The organism is Janibacter terrae NBRC 107853, from assembly GCF_001591405.1.
GTDB lineage: Bacteria > Actinomycetota > Actinomycetes > Actinomycetales > Dermatophilaceae > Janibacter > Janibacter terrae.
This window is the reverse complement of record NZ_BCUV01000006.1, coordinates 598,691-615,918: the sequence shown is the minus strand read 5'-3', so window position 1 is coordinate 615,918 and position 17,228 is coordinate 598,691. Positions and strand designations below refer to the sequence as shown.

15 protein-coding genes and 3 riboswitches are annotated in these 17,228 nt (G+C 74.5%); of the genes, 9 read left to right on the top strand and 6 right to left on the bottom strand.

Annotation, left to right across the window (positions count from 1 at the left end; translation table 11 throughout):
* Position 1: 1 nt before the first annotated feature.
* A riboswitch (cobalamin riboswitch) is annotated at positions 2 to 70 on the bottom strand.
* Between the two features lie 58 nt (positions 71 to 128).
* From cbiE to JT1_RS08240, 6 genes are all read left to right on the top strand, one after another.
* Positions 129 to 1,355 (top strand): precorrin-6y C5,15-methyltransferase (decarboxylating) subunit CbiE, encoded by a 1,227-nt coding sequence (gene cbiE, locus JT1_RS08265; RefSeq protein WP_218005568.1) that lies wholly within the window; start codon positions 129 to 131, stop codon positions 1,353 to 1,355.
* Positions 1,352 to 2,137 (top strand): precorrin-4 C(11)-methyltransferase, encoded by a 786-nt coding sequence (cobM, locus tag JT1_RS08260; protein WP_068325106.1) that lies wholly within the window; start codon positions 1,352 to 1,354, stop codon positions 2,135 to 2,137. Before cbiE ends, cobM begins: the two co-directional genes overlap by 4 nt.
* Before the next feature lie 28 nt (positions 2,138 to 2,165).
* Positions 2,166 to 2,232, top strand: a riboswitch (cobalamin riboswitch).
* A 56-nt stretch (positions 2,233 to 2,288) separates the two neighbouring features.
* Positions 2,289 to 2,972: an energy-coupling factor ABC transporter permease gene (locus JT1_RS08255; protein WP_068325105.1), complete on the top strand. Its 684-nt coding sequence runs from the start codon at positions 2,289 to 2,291 to the stop codon at positions 2,970 to 2,972.
* Positions 2,965 to 3,297 (top strand): energy-coupling factor ABC transporter substrate-binding protein, encoded by a 333-nt coding sequence (locus JT1_RS08250; RefSeq protein ID WP_068325104.1) that lies wholly within the window; start codon positions 2,965 to 2,967, stop codon positions 3,295 to 3,297. The genes JT1_RS08255 and JT1_RS08250 overlap by 8 nt, the downstream gene beginning before the upstream one ends.
* Entirely contained in the window at positions 3,294 to 4,046 is a 753-nt protein-coding gene (gene cbiQ / locus JT1_RS08245) for a cobalt ECF transporter T component CbiQ (RefSeq protein ID WP_068325103.1), read from the top strand. Before JT1_RS08250 ends, cbiQ begins: the two co-directional genes overlap by 4 nt.
* The gene (locus tag JT1_RS08240) at positions 4,043 to 4,933 is read left to right on the top strand and encodes an energy-coupling factor ABC transporter ATP-binding protein (protein WP_068325102.1); all 891 of its coding nucleotides are present in this window, start codon (positions 4,043 to 4,045) and stop codon (positions 4,931 to 4,933) included. Before cbiQ ends, JT1_RS08240 begins: the two co-directional genes overlap by 4 nt.
* Before the next feature lie 63 nt (positions 4,934 to 4,996).
* Here JT1_RS08240 and JT1_RS08235 read toward each other — a convergent pair whose 3' ends face one another.
* From JT1_RS08235 to JT1_RS08225, 3 genes are all read right to left on the bottom strand, one after another.
* Positions 4,997 to 5,443, bottom strand: coding sequence for a DinB family protein (locus tag JT1_RS08235; RefSeq protein ID WP_245634738.1), 447 nt, complete (start codon positions 5,441 to 5,443; stop codon positions 4,997 to 4,999).
* A 77-nt stretch (positions 5,444 to 5,520) separates the two neighbouring features.
* Positions 5,521 to 6,138, bottom strand: a complete 618-nt coding sequence (locus JT1_RS08230) for a dihydrofolate reductase family protein (protein WP_068325100.1) — start codon at positions 6,136 to 6,138, stop codon at positions 5,521 to 5,523.
* A gap of 32 nt (positions 6,139 to 6,170) precedes the next feature.
* Positions 6,171 to 7,466 (bottom strand): class I SAM-dependent methyltransferase, encoded by a 1,296-nt coding sequence (locus JT1_RS08225; RefSeq protein WP_068325099.1) that lies wholly within the window; start codon positions 7,464 to 7,466, stop codon positions 6,171 to 6,173.
* A 76-nt stretch (positions 7,467 to 7,542) separates the two neighbouring features.
* Here JT1_RS08225 and JT1_RS08220 point away from each other — a divergent pair, with 76 nt between their 5' ends.
* Positions 7,543 to 8,100 (top strand): acyl-CoA thioesterase, encoded by a 558-nt coding sequence (locus JT1_RS08220; protein ID WP_068325098.1) that lies wholly within the window; start codon positions 7,543 to 7,545, stop codon positions 8,098 to 8,100.
* Between the two features lie 79 nt (positions 8,101 to 8,179).
* On the opposite strand, the gene JT1_RS08215 is transcribed toward JT1_RS08220, so the two are convergent.
* Genes JT1_RS08215 through JT1_RS08205 form a run of 3 tightly spaced genes read right to left on the bottom strand, consistent with a single transcriptional unit; the run spans position 8,180 to position 11,576 of the window.
* Positions 8,180 to 9,757, bottom strand: coding sequence for a precorrin-2 C(20)-methyltransferase (locus JT1_RS08215; RefSeq protein ID WP_068325097.1), 1,578 nt, complete (start codon positions 9,755 to 9,757; stop codon positions 8,180 to 8,182).
* Positions 9,754 to 10,422 (bottom strand): precorrin-8X methylmutase, encoded by a 669-nt coding sequence (locus JT1_RS08210; protein WP_068325096.1) that lies wholly within the window; start codon positions 10,420 to 10,422, stop codon positions 9,754 to 9,756. Before JT1_RS08210 ends, JT1_RS08215 begins: the two co-directional genes overlap by 4 nt.
* Complete coding sequence (locus tag JT1_RS08205) at positions 10,422 to 11,576, bottom strand: ferredoxin-like domain-containing protein (RefSeq protein ID WP_068325095.1); 1,155 nt, start codon at positions 11,574 to 11,576, stop codon at positions 10,422 to 10,424. The genes JT1_RS08210 and JT1_RS08205 overlap by 1 nt, the downstream gene beginning before the upstream one ends.
* 43 nt (positions 11,577 to 11,619) lie before the next feature.
* A riboswitch (cobalamin riboswitch) is annotated at positions 11,620 to 11,749 on the top strand.
* 59 nt (positions 11,750 to 11,808) lie between these two features.
* Between JT1_RS08205 and cobN the strand changes: the two genes are divergently transcribed.
* A complete protein-coding gene (gene cobN / locus JT1_RS08200; RefSeq protein ID WP_068325094.1) occupies positions 11,809 to 15,489 on the top strand; it encodes a cobaltochelatase subunit CobN in 3,681 nt (1,226 codons plus the stop codon).
* Positions 15,486 to 17,228 (top strand): 5,6-dimethylbenzimidazole synthase, encoded by a 1,743-nt coding sequence (gene bluB / locus JT1_RS08195; protein WP_068325093.1) that lies wholly within the window; start codon positions 15,486 to 15,488, stop codon positions 17,226 to 17,228. Before cobN ends, bluB begins: the two co-directional genes overlap by 4 nt.

Here is a 17,228-nt window from a genome sequence, read left to right as displayed (position 1 = left end):
CGAGTGTCTGGCTCGGGCCGCGTGGGCCGTGACAGTGGCGGGACCGCTCCGGAGTTGCACCGGATTCCTCGGGGGAGTGCCTAGGCGCGATCCTCTCACAGGAGGGCAAGGCCCTAGGGTGGGCGTCCGTGATCGAGGTCGTGGGTATCGGGGACGACGGGTGGTCCGGTCTGGACGAGGCCCGACGCGCCCTCATCAGCGGTGCCGCGACCCTCGTCGGGGGCGGCCGTCACCTCGACCTCGTCGCCCCCCACGCACCCGAGGCGCAGCTCGTGCCCTGGCCCAGCCCCCTTCGCCCGGCGTTGCCCGCCCTCGTCGAGGCGCACCCCGACGCCGTCGTCCTCGCCAGCGGTGACCCGCTGCGTTCCGGCATCGCCACGACCCTCGTCGAGCTCGTCGGCGGCGACCGCGTGCGCGTCCACCCCGCCATCGGCAGCGATGCCCTCGCCCGGGCCCGTCAGGGGTGGTCCGCCGAGGAGACCGTCGTCGTCACGACCGTCGGGCGCGACCTGCGCGCGGTCCTGCCCCACCTGGCCCCCGGCGCGCGACTCGTCGTCCTCCTCTCCGGGGGCGGCGACCCGGCTCGGCTCGGCGCACTGCTCACCGAGCACGGTTGGGGCGCAAGCATGCTCACCGCCCGCTGGCACCTTGGCAGCCCCGACGAGGGCGCTCGCTCCGAGCGCGCCGACGGCTTCGCCGAGGCCACCCCCGACCTCGTGCTCGCCTGCCTCGACGTGCGCGCCGACGACCCCGCGGCGACTGCCGCGACCGCCGGACCGGTCCCGGGGCGCCCCGAGGACTTCATCGACCACGACGGCCAGCTGACCAAGCGCGACGTGCGCGCGAGCGGTCTGGCCCGACTGCGGCCCACACCCGGCGCGCACCTGTGGGACCTCGGCGCCGGCAACGGCTCCGTGGCCCTCGAGTGGTGCCTCGCCGCCGACCGCGCGACCGTCACCTGCGTCGAGCGCGACGCGACCCGCGCCCAGCGCATCCGCGACAACGCCGCTGCCCTCGGCCTCGCTGCTCGGGTCGACGTCGTCGTCGGCGACACCGGCAGCACCGACCTGGCAATGCTGCCGACGCCCGACGCGATCTTCGTCGGCGGCGGGCTCGACCCCGACCTGCTCGACCGTGCCTGGTCCTCCCTTCGCCCCGGCGGACGCCTCGTCGCGCACGCCGTGACGCTCGAGGGGGACGCCGCGCTCATCGGCCGGCACGCCCGCACCGGCGGCGAGCTCACCCGCCTGTCCGTGGAGCGGGCCGTCCCGCTCGGGCGCTTCCTGTCGTGGACCCCCGCCCGCACCGTCACCCAGCTCGCCGCGATCCGCACCGACTCCGAGGACCCGACATGACCGTTCACTTCATCGGCGCCGGCCCCGGTGCCGCCGACCTGCTGACGATCCGCGCGACCCGACTGCTCGCGGCGAGCCCGGTCTGCCTCTACGCCGGGACCTACCTCGACGCCGCCGTCCTCGAGCACTGCCCCGACGGCGCGCGGCTCGTCGACACCCAGGACCTCGACCTCGACGGGATCACCGCCGAGCTCGTCGCCGCGCACGAGCGGGGCGAGGACGTCGCCCGGCTGTGCTCCGGCGACCCGAGCGTCTACTCCGCGATCGCCGAGCAGACCCGCCGGCTCGACGCCGCCGGCGTGCCGTGGGACATCACGCCCGGCATCGCCGCCTACGCCGCGACCGCCGCCCGGCTCGGCCGCGAGCTCACCGTGCCCGAGGTCGCCCAGTCGGTCGTGCTCACCCGCGCCCAGCGGGACTCGACGGCCATGCCGTCGGGGGAATCGCTCGAGGCCTTCGCCGCGACCGGTGCGACCCTCGTGCTGCACCTGGCGATCCGCCGCGCCCGCGAGCTCGCCGACCGGCTCGCCGAGCACTACGGCGCCGACTGCCCCGTCGCCGTGGCCTACCGGGTCGAGCAGCCCGAGGAGATCGTCCTGCGCGGCACCCTCGCCGACATCGCCGACCAGGTCGAGGCGCACGACCTGCGGCAGGCCGCGATCATCGTCGTCGGGTGGGCCCTGCGGGCCGAGGGCTTCGTCGAGTCGCACCTCTACTCCTGCCGCCGCGCGGCCGAGCGCGAGGAGCGGACGGCAGCAGACATCCCGGGCGGGCTTCGCTAGTCTCGGCCCCAGCCATCGCCTCCACCTGGAGGAACCCGGTGAGAGTCCGGGACGGTCGCGCCACTGTGAGCGGGTCTTCCGCGAGTCAGGAACTCCGGGGCGAGGGCTGCAGCGGCCGGACGCGTCATCCGGCCAGAGAGAGAGTGCGCTGATGCACATCGCCGAGGGCTTCCTGCCACCGGTCCACGCCGCCGCGTGGACTGCTGTCGCCGCTCCCTTCGTCATCCACGGCACCCGCAGTGCCGCCCGCATCGTGCGGGACAACCCGAGTGCCCGCCTGCTGCTCGGCGCCGCCGGCGCCTTCACCTTCGTCATGTCGGCGATCAAGCTGCCGTCGGTCACCGGCTCGAGCTCGCACCCGACGGGCACCGGCGTCGGCGCGATCATCTTCCGTCCGCCGGTCATGGCCCTGCTCGGCACGATCGTGCTGCTCTTCCAGGCGCTGCTGCTCGCCCATGGCGGGCTGACGACGCTCGGCGCCAACGTCGTCTCCATGGCGGTCGTCGGGCCCTGGGTCGGCTACGGGCTCTTCCGGCTGCTGGCCGCGGCCCCCTTCGTCGTGCGGGTCTTCGTCGGCATCGCGATGGCCAACCTCGCCACCTACGTCACGACCGCCACCCAGCTCGCCCTGGCCTACCCCGAGGGCGGTTTCGTCGAGGCGTGGGGTCGCTTCCTCGGGATCTTCGCCGTGACCCAGGTGCCGCTCGCCGTCGTCGAGGGGCTCGTCGGCGTGCTGCTCCTCAACGCGCTCATCACGTGGGCGCGGCCCGAACTGGAGGACCTCCAGGTCGTGCCCGCCGACACCGTCGAGACCACGGAGGCCGCTCGTGCGTGAGTCCACCCAGACCCTCGGTCGGCGCGGCGTCGCGCTCGTCGTCGCCGCCATCGTCCTCGTCCTCGTCGTCGCGCTCTACCTCGGCGGCCGGGCCGCAGCGGGCGACGAGGAGGCCTTCGGCGGGTCCGACGCCGCCGCGACCGCCCAGCTCGAGGAGGCCGGCCACGAGCCGTGGTTCGAGCCGCTCATGCCCCCCGCCGGCGGCGAGATCGAGTCCGGGCTCTTCGCCCTGCAGGCGGGCCTCGGCGGTCTCGCGCTCGGCTACGTCTTCGGTCGGCTCAAGGGACGGCGCACCCGGACCGAGACGGTCGACCCCAGCGCATGAGGCCCACCCTCGACGACGCGGCGTGGTCCTCCCGGTGGCGGTCCCGCTCGACGCTGGAGAAGTCCCTCCTCTGCCTGGGCCTGCTCCTCGTCGCCGCGACGACGACCTCGCTGGTCGTCGCCGGCCTCGTCGGGGTGTGTGCCGTCGGCCTCGCGGCCCTCGCCCGGGTCCCGGTCGGCGTCTGGCTGCGGGCGATGCTCGGGCCGGCGGTCTTCGTCGGCATCGGAGCAGTGACGATCGCGGTGACCCTCGGTCCCGGTGACCTGTGGTCCCTCGGTCCGATCGGCGTGGGCGAAGGGAGTGTCTCCCGGGCCGTGCTCGTCGCCGCCCGGGCGCTCGCGGCCACGAGCGCGATGGTCCTGCTGGCGGCGACCACCCCGATGGTCGACCTGCTCGCCGGGCTGCGCCGGGCGCGGGTGCCGGAGGTGGCGGTCGACATCGCCGCCGTCACCTACCGGATGATCTTCGCCCTGCTCGACGCCGCGTCGGCGATCCGTGCCGCGCAGGCCGGGCGGTTGGGCTACGCGAGCGGTCGGGCCGCGCGACGGTCGGTCGGTCAGCTGTGCGCCGCGGTGCTCGTCGCCGCGTGGGACAAGGCCCGCCGGCTCGAGGACGGACTGGCCGGTCGTGGGGGAGTCGCCGCCGTGCCGCTCGTCCCTGCCCGGTCCGTGTCGACCCCCTTCGTCCTGGCGGCCGGGGGCCTCGTCCTCGGGCTCGCCGGGCTGTCGCTGCGGGCGGGGCTGGCATGACGCACCGCCTCGGCTCCTGGACCCCGCCCGACGACGCGGCCACCGTCCTCGCACTGCGCGGGGTGCACGCGGGCTACCCGGGCGCACCGGGCGTCCTCGACTGCGTCAGCCTGACGATCGGCACCGGCCGGCGCATCGCGATCCTCGGGGCCAACGGCTCCGGCAAGACGACGCTGCTGCGCGTGCTGTCCGGTGCCCACGAGCCGGCCGAGGGGGCCGTCGTCTCCGGCGGCGAGGTGCTGCGGCACACCCGACGCGGTCTCACCGCCCACCGGCAGCGGGTGCAGCTGGTCCTGCAGGACCCGGACGACCAGCTCTTCAGCGCCGACGTGCGCAGCGACATCGGCTACGGGCCGACCAACCTGGGGCTGCCCGCGGCCGAGGTCTCCGCCCGGGTCGACGAGGCGCTCGCGGTGCTCTCGCTCGAGGCACTCGCCGAGCGCCCGGTGCACCGGCTCTCCTTCGGTCAGCGCAAGCGGGTCGCGGTGGCCGGTGCGCTCGCGATGCACCCCCGGGTGCTGCTGCTCGACGAGCCGACGGCGGGGCTCGACCCGGCCGGGGTCGAGGAGATGCTCGCCGCTGTCGCGGCGCTCGAGGCGCACGGCACGACCGTCGTGCTGTCGACCCACGACGTCGACCTCGCGTGGAGCTGGGCCGACGAGGTGGCGCTCGTCGTCGACCACGTCGTCCACCAGGGCGAGGTGACCGACGCACTGACCGACGGTGCGCTCGTCGAGGCGGCCCGGCTGCGCCCGCCGTGGTCGGTGCAGCTGCTGCGCGAGATGGGGATCGACCCCTCCGCCGCCGGCTGGCCCCGCACGCCCGCCGATGTGGCGGTGGCACTCGCGTCGTCCCATTTGTCCCAAGATTCTCGGGTCACCCGATAAACCGCCACTTCGCAGGAGTTACGAACTCTTGCGAAGCGGCAGTTTCTCTTGCTGAGTGGTGGGTCAGCCCTGGCGGGAGGCGAGGATCTGCTCGCGCAGGATGTCGGCGTGGCCCGCGTGCTGGGCGAGCTCGCGCAGCACGTGCAGCAGGACCCAGCGAAGGGGGAGCGGCCCCCGTCGGTTGCCGGTCACCACGTCGTCGAGGTCGAGCCCGGCGATCGCCGCCCGGCTGTCCTCGCACGCCCGGCGGTGCGCGGCCCGGACCGAGGCGATGGTGTCGTGCGGGCTCAGCTCGAAGGACTCGTCAGGGGTCGCGGGGATCCCGATCTCGGTGCGCGAGCGGCCGCGGACCCCTTCGTCGAACCACACCCGCTCGACGAAGGTCACGTGCTTGAGCAGCCCGAGCAGGGTCGTGCGCGAGGGCACGAGGCCGCGTCGCGCCTCGTCCTCGGTCAGGTCGTCGAGGCACCGGCCGAGCACCGCCCGGTGCTCGTCGACGAACTCGAGCAGCTGCTCGCGGGCCGGCGCGGCGAAGGAGACCTCGTGCTCGAAGGGGTGCGGGTTCACCCCTCGACCGTAGCCCCGGCTCAGCCCTCGGCGTAGACCTCGGCGGCGCCGTCGACCTCGCCCGCCCGCCGCGGCTCCGGGCCGACGACCTCGAAGAGCATCGCGGTGAACTGGCCGTCGCGCTCGACCCGCTCGCGCCGCAGCCGCAGCCGCCGGGGGAGCAGGGGAGCGCCCGCCCCCAGGACGACGGGCGTCTGGTGGACCCACACCTTGTCGAGCAGCCCCGCGTCGGCGAACTGCCCGGCGAGGTCACCGCCCCCGACGATCCACACGTCCTTGCCGTCGGCCGCTTCCGTCGCGGCCGCGTGCACCTCGCGCACGTCACCCGCGTGGGCCCGCACGCCGTCGGGCAGGTCGAGGTCGCGGTGCGTGACGATCCACGACGGCTGCTCGTAGGGCCACGCGAAGTCCTGCCCGTCGTGGGTCAGCTCGCGGTGGACCCACGCATAGGTGTTGGCACCGCACACGACCGCGCCGACCGTCGGGAGGAACTGGTCGAAGTCGAGGCTGTCGCCGTCGCCGTACCTCCCGCCGGGGTCCTTGTCGTGGGCCGGCGTCGCGAAGAGCCACGACAGGCTCTCCTCGTCGTCGGCGATGTAGCCGTCCAGACTCGTCGCGGTGCAGTAGATCGTCGCCATCGACCCAGCGTGGCAGGTGCCACCGACAGCCGTCAGCGGATCCAGGCGATGCGGCTGAGGTCCAGGTGGGCGGTGCGCCCCGGGCGCACGGTGAGGGTCACCTCGACGCGCCGCGCCCCGGTGAGGTCGGCGCTCCGCGGGGCGGCGAAGGGGGTGATGCTCCGCCCCGGGCGCAGCGAGAAGGTCCGCCGCCGGTGGCTCTGCACGTCCCGTCGCGAGGGCGTCCAGGTCCACGTGGCGGAGCGGCCCGACGCGGCGCCGGGGAAGGTGACGGTGACCGCCGCGACGTCGGCGAGGGAGTCGACCTCGAGCTCGAGGCGCACGCCCTGCACCGGGTCGACGTCGGCGAGGGAGATGGCGAGCCCTCCGGTGGCTCGGCGCCACGGGAGCGGCGAGCCCGCCGCGGTGACGGTGGCGGCGGCGCTCCCTTCGTCAGGGGTCGGTGGGGTGACCTCGACGGCGGCCCGCGAGGAGCTCACGGCGGAGACGTCGCGCGAGCCCAGCGGCACGTTGTCGAACCGCGTGGGCTGCGGCGGGGTGGCCGGCGGCGCCTCGTCGCGCGTGACCTCGGGGTGCCGGCTGCCGGCGGCGAGGAGCTGCTCGACGCGGGCGGTGCGCCGCTGCGACCCGCCCGGGTGGCCCACGACGAGGACCCAGCGGTCGGCGAGCGGCTCGACATGCAGGGCCTCGAGCCCGGCCCGCTCGAGCATCGACTGGAGTCGCTCGGCGGTGAAGATCGACAGGTGGCCCCAGACCTGCTCGAGCCGGCCGAGCAGGGGCACGGTGAAGAGCAGGTCGGCGTCCTCGGGCAGCGCCCGGCCGAGGGTCTCAAGAGCGAGCTCGGGGTCGGGGACGTGCTCGACCACCTCGGAGCAGATGACGAGCGAGGCGTCGTCGAGGTCACCGGGCTCGAGGGTGTAGAGGTCCTTCTCGACGATCGAGCGGGCCCGGTCCTCGTGGCCGAGCGCGTCGAGCAGCCGTCCGGTGCGCCGCACGCAGCTGGCCTCGAGGTCCATGGCCCGGTACGACGCGGCACCGGCCGCCAGGGCGCGGGCGGCGACGAACCCGGCGCCGCACCCCACCTCGACGAGCTCCTCGCCGGGCAGGACGACGTCGGCGATCCGCTCGAGCCGGGCCCGGTTGTAGGCGTCCTCCTGGACGCGGCGCACCTTGTCGCTCACGACGTCGCTGCCGACCTCGGGCGGCGCGTAGTCGCGGCGGCCGCGTTCGAGCTCGCTGGCGACCCGGTCGGCGAGCGGGGCGCGGGGGCCCTCGGCACGGCGGACGAGGTCCCAGTCAGGGCTGGTGGGCATCGTGGAGGCGCTCACGGCTGGCACGCTAGCAGCGGTTCCCGCCCGGGTTAGGCTGCCTCGGCCCTGCTCCGGACACCCACCGAGGACCCCGATGAACCGCGTCCCCCGCATCCTGTGGACCGTCGCCACCGCGAGGCGGCGCGGCCCGGTCGCCCCCGGCGAGGTCGCCGTCCTGCCGCTGCGGGTGCTGCCCAACGACATCGACTTCGCGTGGCACATGAACAACGGCGTCTACTTCACGATGGCCGACCTCGGGCGCATCGACCTGGCGATCCGCTCCGGGTGGGGCCTGGCGCAGGTGCGCCGGCGAGTGGCGCCGGTCGTCATGCAGGAGACAATGACCTTCCGCAGCTCGCTGCAGCCGCTGCAGGCCTACGAGCTGCACACCGTGATCGCCGGGTGGGACCGCGTCAGCGTCTTCTTCGAGCAGCGCTTCGTCACCGACGGCCAGGTGAGCGCGCAAGCGCTGGTGCGCATGCGCTTCCTCCAGCGTGGCCGCGGCGTCGACACCGACCGGCTGTGGCCGATGCTCGGCATCGACCCGCCGCCGAGCCGGGTGCCGGAGTGGGCGAAGGGGTGGGGAGACGGCACCCGGCTGCCGTCACCGCGCGAGGACGCGCCGGCAGGGCCACCGCCCTTCTGGGGGTGAGCACAAGAGGTCGCCCTGGTGCATCTCGTGGCGTTGACCGCCCAGATCGCCCTCAGCGGGACCTCTTGTGCACGGGGAGTCAGCCGACCGAGCGCGGCGTCCACACCCGGCCGTCGTCGGTGACCCGGGTCGTCGAGGCGCCGATGACGACGAGACAGCCCATGTCGACGGCCTCGACGTCGAGCTCGCCGAGCGTCGTCACCCACGACGACTCCTCGTCGCGGCCCACGTGACGGGCCACGACGACGACCCGGTCCGGGCCGACGGCGTCGACGAGCAGGTCGAGGGCCGCTCCGAGGGTGTCCGGCCGCGAGCGGGAGCGCGGGTTGTAGAGGGCGACCGAGATGTCGTTCGTCGCCAGCGCGGTCAGCCGTGCCGCGAGGACCTCCCACGGCTTGAGGTTGTCGCTGAGGTTGACCAGGGCATGGTCGCCGCCGAGGACGGCGCCGACGAGGGCGCTCGCCGCGTGCGCTGCGGTGACGCCCGGCACGACCTCGACCGGCACGTCGGCGTAGCCGGGGTCGTCGGACAGGGCCGCCTCGCGCGACTCGAAGAGCGCCGTCGCCATGCCGAAGACGCCAGCGTCACCGCCCGAGACGAGTGCGACGTCCGCCCCCTCGCGGGCCAGGTCGAGCGCCAGGCGCCCGCGGTCGAGCTCGACCGAGTTGCCGGAGGCATGGCGGGTCAGGCCCTCGCGCTGCGGCACCCGCGCGATGTAGGGCGCGTAGCCGACCACGTGGTCGACCCGGGCGAGCACCTCGCTCGCCTGCGGCGTGAGCCAGTGGTTCGGCCCCGGCCCCAGCCCGACGACGTGCACCGTGCCCACCTCCCGCTGATCGAGGTGGGAGGCCGCCCGCGGCCGACCCTCGAGATCAGGGGACTCCGTACCACCCGTCAGCCGCGCGAAGTCCGCGGCCCGCCCGGCGGCATCGTCACGCAGCCCCTCGCCGGGGACGACGACGAGCGACATGTAGGGCACCCGGCCCTCGTCGACTTCGGCAGCCGGCATGACGAGCTCGCCCGGGTAGGACGCGCGCTCGACGTAGACGGCACGCTCGAGCATCCCTGCCTGGCGCAGGGCCTCGCGGACACCGGCGAAGGTGCGGCCGAGCTTCATGATGATCGCCGCATCGGTGTCGGCGAGACGCCGAGCCAGCTCGGGTACGGGCAAGGTGCCGGGCAGGACGGTGAGGGTGTCCTCGTGACGGCACAGGCCGGTCGCGACCGCGGCGGTGGCGGCGGACAGCGAGGTGATCCCGGGGACGACCTCGGTGGCGTAGCGCGGACTCAGCCGGTCATGGACGTACATGAAGGAGCCGAAGAAGAGCGGGTCGCCGATGGCGAGGACGACGACGCTGCGGCCGGCAGCAAGGTGGGTCTCGAGCCGGTCGCAGCACTCGTCGTAGAAGTCGGCGAGGGCCCCGTAGTAGCCGCGAGGGTGGTCGGTGAAGCCGGTCGTCACCGGGTAGCGCAGCTCTTCCTCGATGGCGCCCTCGGGGATGAGGTCGGCGGCGATGGAGCGCGCGAGCGACTGCTTGCCGGTGCCCGCGTGGTAGGCGATGACATCGGCGTCACGGATGAGCCGGGCGGCTTTGAGAGTGATGAGCTCGGGGTCGCCGGGGCCGATGCCGACGCCGTAGAAGCGGCCGCCGCTCATGCCAGCTCGTCCCGGTGGGCGAGGGCGTTGAGCGCGGCAGCGGCCATCGCGGACCCGCCGCGGCGGCCGTGGACGACGAGCCAGGGGACCGGGCCGCCGGGCAGGTCGTGCTCGGCGAGGGCGACCTTGGACTCCGCGGACCCGACGAAGCCGACGGGCATCCCGATGATCGCGGCGGGACGCGGGGCGCCGTCGTGGAGCAGCTCGAGCAGGTGGAAGAGGGCGGTCGGCGCATTGCCGATCGCGACGACGGCACCCTCGAGCCGCTCGCCCCAGAGGGAGACGGCGGCGGCCGCGCGGGTCGTGCCCCACTGGGCGGCGAGGTCGGGCACCTGCGGCTCGCGCAGGGTGCAGACCACCTCGTTGTCGGCGGGCAGGCGGCGGCGGGTGACGCCCTGCGCGAGCATGTTGCTGTCGGTGAGGATCGGCGCCCCGGCGACGAGCGCAGCGTGGGCGGAAGCGGCGACCTCGGGGTGGCCGGCGATCTCGCTCGTGATGCCGACGTCACCAGCGGCGTGGATGATCCGCACGGCAGCACCGTGGAGGTCGGCGGGCAGACCGCTGAGGTCGGCCTCGTCGCGGATCATCCCGAAGGAGCGGCGGTAGATCTCCTGCCCGTCGGTGACGTAGTCGTACCGGCGAGGCGGTTGGCGAAGGGGGTTCATCAAGCCTTCTCGTGTTGTGCCGCAACGACATCCGCTGCGTTGGTGGGGTTGAGGGCGGTCGCGTGGGCGCGGGCGGGGTGGCCGCACGAGCGCTCGCAGCCGATGACGTGCACATCCGGTCCGGCGACGTCGACGAAGGGGGCGGCCTCCCGGGCGAGGTCGCGCGTGCGGGTCGTCGTCCGCCCGCACGAGGGGGCTCCGGCGCAGGCGGTGAGGACGGTCCAGGGGGAGTCGGCGGCCGTGGCGAAGCCGGCCGCCGCGAGCTCCTCGGCCCGCCCCGCCCCACCCGGCACGACGACCGAGCGCCAGGGCGTGACGACGATCCGCTGGTCGAGGTGTGAGGAGCCCTGCGACGACCCTCGAGACCCGGCGACCTCTCGAAGCCCCTCCACCATCGCCGGAGTCAGCAGCCCCAGCGGCACGAGCGCCACGAGGTCGTCTCCCGCCGGCCCCGGCGCCGGCGGGTCGCCCGCCACCACCTCGAGGGGGGCGACCCCCGTCAGCAGGTCGGCCCGGGCGTCGTCAGGCAGGTCGCGCAGGTTCCACGTGCGGGTGTCGGTCCGGGCGGCGAGGAAGCGCCGGGCGACGTCGAGCGCAGCCCGCGTGGCCTCGTCGCGGGGGACGCTGATCGCCCGGTCAGCGGCGAGGATGGTGGCTTCGAGGCTCGTTCCTCGCACCTCAGCCAGCGGGGAGGTGACGATCGCGACGTCCCAGGGCTCCCCGAGGACAGCACCGCCGGGCTCGGCGACGGCGAGCAGGAAGCGCCCCGGCAGCTCCGCCAGCCCGGGGTCCGCGAGCAGCCCCTCGTCGAGGGCGGTCACGAGGTCGTCGAGTCCGGCATGTGGATCGGCGACGATGTTGCGCGCCTTGTCGTGCGGCCCGGAGGGGACGAGCCCGAGGTCGTCGATCGCCGTGATGAGCGCGCCAGGGAGCGGGTCGGGCAGGCCGCGCAACTGCAGGCTCCCGCGTGAGGTGAGCGTGATGTCGGGGTTGCCGAACCGGCCTGCGAGAGAAGAGATCTCGAGCAGGGTGGCGGCGTCCACCCGGCCTCCCGGCACCCGCAGGCGCACCATCGCCCCGTCCGCCGAGACGAAGGGGGTGAGCAGCCCCGGGCAGCGGTCGGCCCCGCTGCGGGAGGGCGTCGGTGTGCTCACGGCAGGGCAGCCTACGCGGCGGTGTACTCACAGCGCTGCCGCGCGACTCCGGGCCCCCGGTAGGCTGCCCGCAACCGAGCAGCGCGGAACCCGGTGCAAGTCCGGGACGGTCCCGCCACTGTGAGCGAAACCCCCTTCGCGAGTCAGACACGCCCTGTCGGCCGGCTCGCACGAGACCGTGCGAGTCCCTCCCTTCGACCGCGGGGCGCGGACCCCCGCCAAGGAGTCAGACGTGACCACCGTCGCCCTGCTGTCCACCTCCGACACCGACCTGCTGAGCGCGCGCAGCGCTGGCGTCGACTACGTCGTCGGCAACCCGGCCCGCCTCACCGACGAGCAGATCGCCGAGCGCGTCGCCGGTGCCGACATCGTCGTCGTGCGCTACCTCGGCTCCCCGCAGGGGCTGTGGGAGGGCTTCGCCGACCTGCGCTCGGCCAGGGCCCCGCTCGTCGTCCTCGGCGGCACCCAGGAGCCCGACGCCGCGCTCATGGAGCTGTCGACGGTCCCGCCCGGCACCGCCGCGGAGGCCCACCGCTACCTGGCCGAAGGGGGACCGGCCAACCTCGCGCAGCTGCACGCCTTCCTCGGCGACACCCTCCTGCTCACCGGCGAGGGCTTCGAGGCGCCGCAGGCGCTGCCCCAGTGGGGCGTCCTCGACCGCGACGAGCCCGCCGCCCTCGACACCTCCGGCAGCGACACCCGTCGTCCCCGCGTCGGCGTCCTCATCTACCGGGCCCAGTACGCCGCCGGCAACACCGACTACGCGCACGCGCTCGCCGACGCGATCGACGCGGCCGGCGGCCAGGGCGTCGTCATCCACTCCGCCTCGCTGCGCGACGCCCCCGACGGTCTGCTCGAGCACCTCGGCACCCTCGACGCGCTCGTCACGACGGTCCTCGCGGCCGGCGGCACCAAGCCCGCCACCGCCGGCGCCGGCGAGGACGACGAGGCTTGGGACGTGGAGAAGCTCGCCGCCCTCGACATCCCGATCCTCCAGGGTCTGTGCCTCACCTGGGGCCGCGCCGACTGGGAGGAGTCCGACGACGGCATGAGCCCGCTCGACGTCGCGACCCAGGTCGCCGTCCCCGAGTTCGACGGCCGCCTCATCACGGTCGCCTTCTCCTTCAAGGAGTTCGACGACGAGGGCCTGCCGCACTACGTCGCCGACCCCGAGCGCGCCGCCCGCGTCGCCGGCATCGCGGTCAACCACGCGCGCCTGCGCTCGACGCCCGTCGCCGAGCGCAAGATCGCCGTCGTCCTCTCGGCCTACCCGACGAAGCACTCCCGCCTGGGCAATGCCGTCGGCCTCGACACCCCGGTCTCGACGATCCGCCTGCTGCGCGCGATGCGCGAGGCAGGCTACGACCTCGGTGACGGCTTCGTCGGGATGGACCCGCTCCCTCCGGTCGAGGGCGAGGCCGCCGACACGACGTCGGGCAATGCCCTCATCCACGAGCTCATCGCCGCCGGTGGGCAGGACGAGGAGTGGCTCACCCAGGAGCAGGTCGAGGGCGCGCAGGTGCGCATCCCGGCCGCGCGCTACCGGGAGTGGTTCGACGCCTTCCCTGCCGACCTGCGCGAGGCGATGACCGAGCACTGGGGCGAGGCGCCCGGCGAGGTCTTCGTCCGGGACGTGGGTCGAGGTGCGACGGAGGAGCCTCGAGACCAGGAGATCGTCACCGCGGCCCTCGTCCGCGGCAATGTCGCCCTGCTCGTCCAGCCGCCGCGCGGCTTCGGGGAGAACCCGATCGCGATCTACCACGACCCCGACCTGCCGCCGACCCACCACTACCTCGCGACCTACCGGTGGATCGAGGAGGAGTTCGGCGCGCACGCGGTCGTCCACGTCGGCAAGCACGGCAACCTCGAGTGGCTCTCCGGCAAGAACCTCGCGATGTCCGCGTCGTGCGGCACCGACGCGGCCCTCGGCGACCTGCCGCTCGTCTACCCCTTCCTCGTCAACGACCCCGGCGAGGGCACGCAGGCCAAGCGCCGCGCCCACGCGACGATCGTCGACCACCTCGTCCCGCCGATGGCCCGCGCCGAGTCCTACGGCGACATCGCCCGGCTCGAGCAGCTGCTCGACGAGTACGGCAACGTCTCGGTCATGGACCCGGCCAAGGCGCCGGCCCTGCGCGGGGAGATCTGGCAGCTCATCCACGCCGCGCAGATGCACGTCGACCTCGGTCTCGAGGACGTCGACCTCGACGACGCAGACGGCTTCGACGACCTCGTCATGCACGTCGACGGGTGGCTCTGCGAGATCAAGGACGTGCAGATCCGCGACGGCCTGCACGTGCTCGGCCAGGCACCGCAGGGGGAGGAGCTGGTCAACCTCGTGCTCGCCGTCCTGCGTGCCGCCCAGGTCTTCTCCGGGCAGGTCGGGTCGGTCCCCGGCCTGCGCGCCGCGCTCGGCCTCGTCGAGGACGCCTCCTCGACCGAGACCGACGAGGTCGAAGGGAGGGCCCGTCGCCTCGTCGAGGCGCTCGCCGCCCGTGGCTGGCAGGCCCGCGCCGCAACGGATCTGGTCGCCGAGCTCGAGCCGGGCCTGTCGGCGGAGGCGGCCGCCGGGGTGGCCGCGGTGCTCGAGTTCGCCGCCACCCAGGTCGTGCCGCGCCTCGCCGCGACCGAGCGCGAGCTGCCGATGGTCCTGCACGCCCTCGACGGCGGGTACGTGCCCGCGGGGCCGAGCGGGTCCCCCCTTCGTGGCCTGGTCAACGTGCTGCCGACCGGGCGCAACTTCTACTCGGTCGACCCCAAGGCGATCCCGTCGCGGCTGGCCTACCAGACCGGCACCGCGATGGCCGACTCCCTGCTCGAGCGCTACCGCGAGGAGACCGGCGAGCTGCCGACCTCCGTCGGGCTGTCGATGTGGGGCACCTCCGCGATGCGCACCTCCGGCGACGACATCGGCGAGGTGCTCGCCCTGCTCGGCGTCACGCCGGTGTGGGACGAGCAGTCGCGCCGCGTGGTCGGCCTCGAGCCGATACCGCTGGCCGAGCTCGGCCGCCCGCGGATCGACGTCACCGTGCGCATCTCGGGATTCTTCCGCGACGCGTTCCCGCACGTCATCGCGCTCATCGACGACGCGGTCGCCCTCGTCGCCGGCCTGGACGAGCGCGAGGAGGACAACCACGTCCGCGCCCACGCGAGCGCCGACCTCGCCGACCACGGTGACGAGCGCCGTTCCCGCACGAGGATCTTCGGCTCCAAGCCCGGGTCCTACGGCGCGGGCATCCTGCAGGTCGTGGAGTCCGGCAGCTGGCGCAGCGATGACGACCTCGCGCAGGTCTACACGGCCTGGGGCGGCTACGCCTACGGCCGCGACCTCGACGGCCGGCCCGCTGCGGAGGACATGGAGCGCACCTACCGCCGCATCCAGGTCGCCGCGAAGAACGTCGACAACCGCGAGTCCGACATCCTCGACTCCGACGACTACTTCCAGTACCACGGCGGCATGGTCGCGACCGTGCGCGCGCTCACCGGGAGCGAGCCGAAGGCCTACGTCGGCGACTCGACCTCGCCCGACGCGGTGCGCACCCGGACGCTGCAGGAGGAGACCAACCGCGTCTTCCGCTCGCGCGTGGTCAACCCCAGGTGGATCTCGGCGATGCAGCGCCACGGGTACAAGGGCGCCTTCGAGCTGGCGGCCACGGTCGACTACCTCTTCGGCTTCGACGCGACCGCCGGCGTCGTCCACGACTGGATGTACGACCGCATCGCCCAGGACTACGTCCTCGACGAGACCAACCAGGAGTTCATGCGCCGGGCCAACCCCTGGGCCCTGCGCGGCATCGTCGAGAAGCTCACCGAGGCCGCCGACCGCGGCCTGTGGGAGGAGCCGGACCCGCAGGTCGTGGCCGCGATGCAGCAGGTCTACCTCGACGTCGAGGGCGACATGGAGGACGAGTGAGCGACGCAGGGGAGTCCCCCCGCTACGCCCGGCCCGTCCCGACCATCGGCGACGCCAGCAGTGCCGCGCAGCGGCGCGAGGACCCCGCCGGGTGGGCGATGGGCGAGACCGTGACGCAGGCCCTGGCCGCGGTCGTCGCCGGGAGGCGCGACATCCGCCGGTTCCGGCCCGACGCCGTGCCGGAGCACCTCGTCACCGCGGTGCTCGAGGCCGGCCACCGCGCGCCGAGCGTCGGCCACTCCCAGCCCTGGCGGTTCCTCGTCGTCACCGACCCCACGACCCGCGACCGCGCCGCGGCGCTGGCTGACCGGGCGCGGGTCGAGCAGGCCGCGCACCTGGCCTCGGAGCGCGCAGCGCGCATGCTCGACCTCAAGCTGGAGGGCCTGCGCGAGGCGCCCGTCGGCGTCGTCGTCGCGTGCGACCGGCGCACTCCCGCGGTGGGGGTGCTCGGGCGCGCGACCTTCCCCGACGCCGACCTGTGGTCCTGCGCCGCGGCGATCGAGAACATGTGGCTCACCGCCCGCGCCCACGGGCTCGGGATGGGCTGGGTAACACTCTTCGACCCGGACGAGCTCGCCGGCCTGCTCGGCCTGCCCGAGGACGTCGTCACGCTCGGGTGGCTGTGCCTCGGCTGGCCCGACGAGCGGCCTCCGTCGCCGGGTCTCGAGCGCGCCGCGTGGTCGCGGAAGGCACCTCTCGAGGAGGTCGTCCTGCGCGACCGCTGGCCTGCTGACGAGTCGGCCCCGCAGCAGCCGGTCTCGCACCTGCGCGGACCCGAGCCGGAGCGCCTCGTCGGGGCCACCGACGCGGCCGACGAGCTGCTCTCGCCCCCGGACTCGCTCGGTGTCCTCGACCGCACGCTCAACCGGGTGCTGGCCGTCGGCGCCCAGGACATCACCGGTGGCACGCTGGTGCTCGCCGGCGCGGACCACCCCGTGACCGAGCTCGGGGTCAGTGCCTTCCCGGGCTCGACGACCGCGGACGTGCTGTCCGCCACGGTGGCCGGGACGTCTCTGGGCGCGGCCACGGCCAAGGGCGCCGGTCTGGCCGTCATCGCCGTGGACGCCGGTGTGGCGCAGCCTGTCCCGGACGCGCGCGCCGCGCGTGCGAGGGGGGAGCGGGGCGACCTGGCGACCACCGACGCGATGTCTCCGGCCGACGTCGAGGCCCTCGTGGCTGCCGGTCACGGCATCGGTCGTGAGGCCTCGCGCGGGGGTCTCGTCTGCCTCGGCGAGGTCGGCGTCGGCAACACGACCGTCGCCGCCGCCCTGGCCTGCGCCCTCCTCGACCTCGAGCCCCAGGACGCGGTCGGCCTCGGCTCGGGGTCCGACGCGGACATGGTCGCGCGCAAGCGCGAGGTCGTCGCGGCGGCACTCGCCCGGACGAAGGGGGAGTCGGACCCCCTTCGCCTCCTCGCGGCCGTGGGTGGTCCGGAGATCGCGCTGCTCACGGGGGTCGTGCTCGGAGCCGCGGCCGCCGGTGCGCCGGTCGTCCTCGACGGCCTCGCGGGGTCCCTGCCGGGCGTCGTCGCGAGCCGCATCGAGCCGGCGGTGCAGGCCTACCTGCTCGCCGGCCAGGTCTCCCGCGAGCGTGCCCACGCGCTCGTGCTGCGCGAGCTCGGCCTCGAGCCGCTGCTCGACCTGCGCCTGCGTGCCGGCGAGGGTGTCGGCGCCTGCCTCGCGGCGTCGATGGTCCTGCAGGGCCTGGCCGTCCGCCGCGCCGCGGCCCGCACCCGGTGA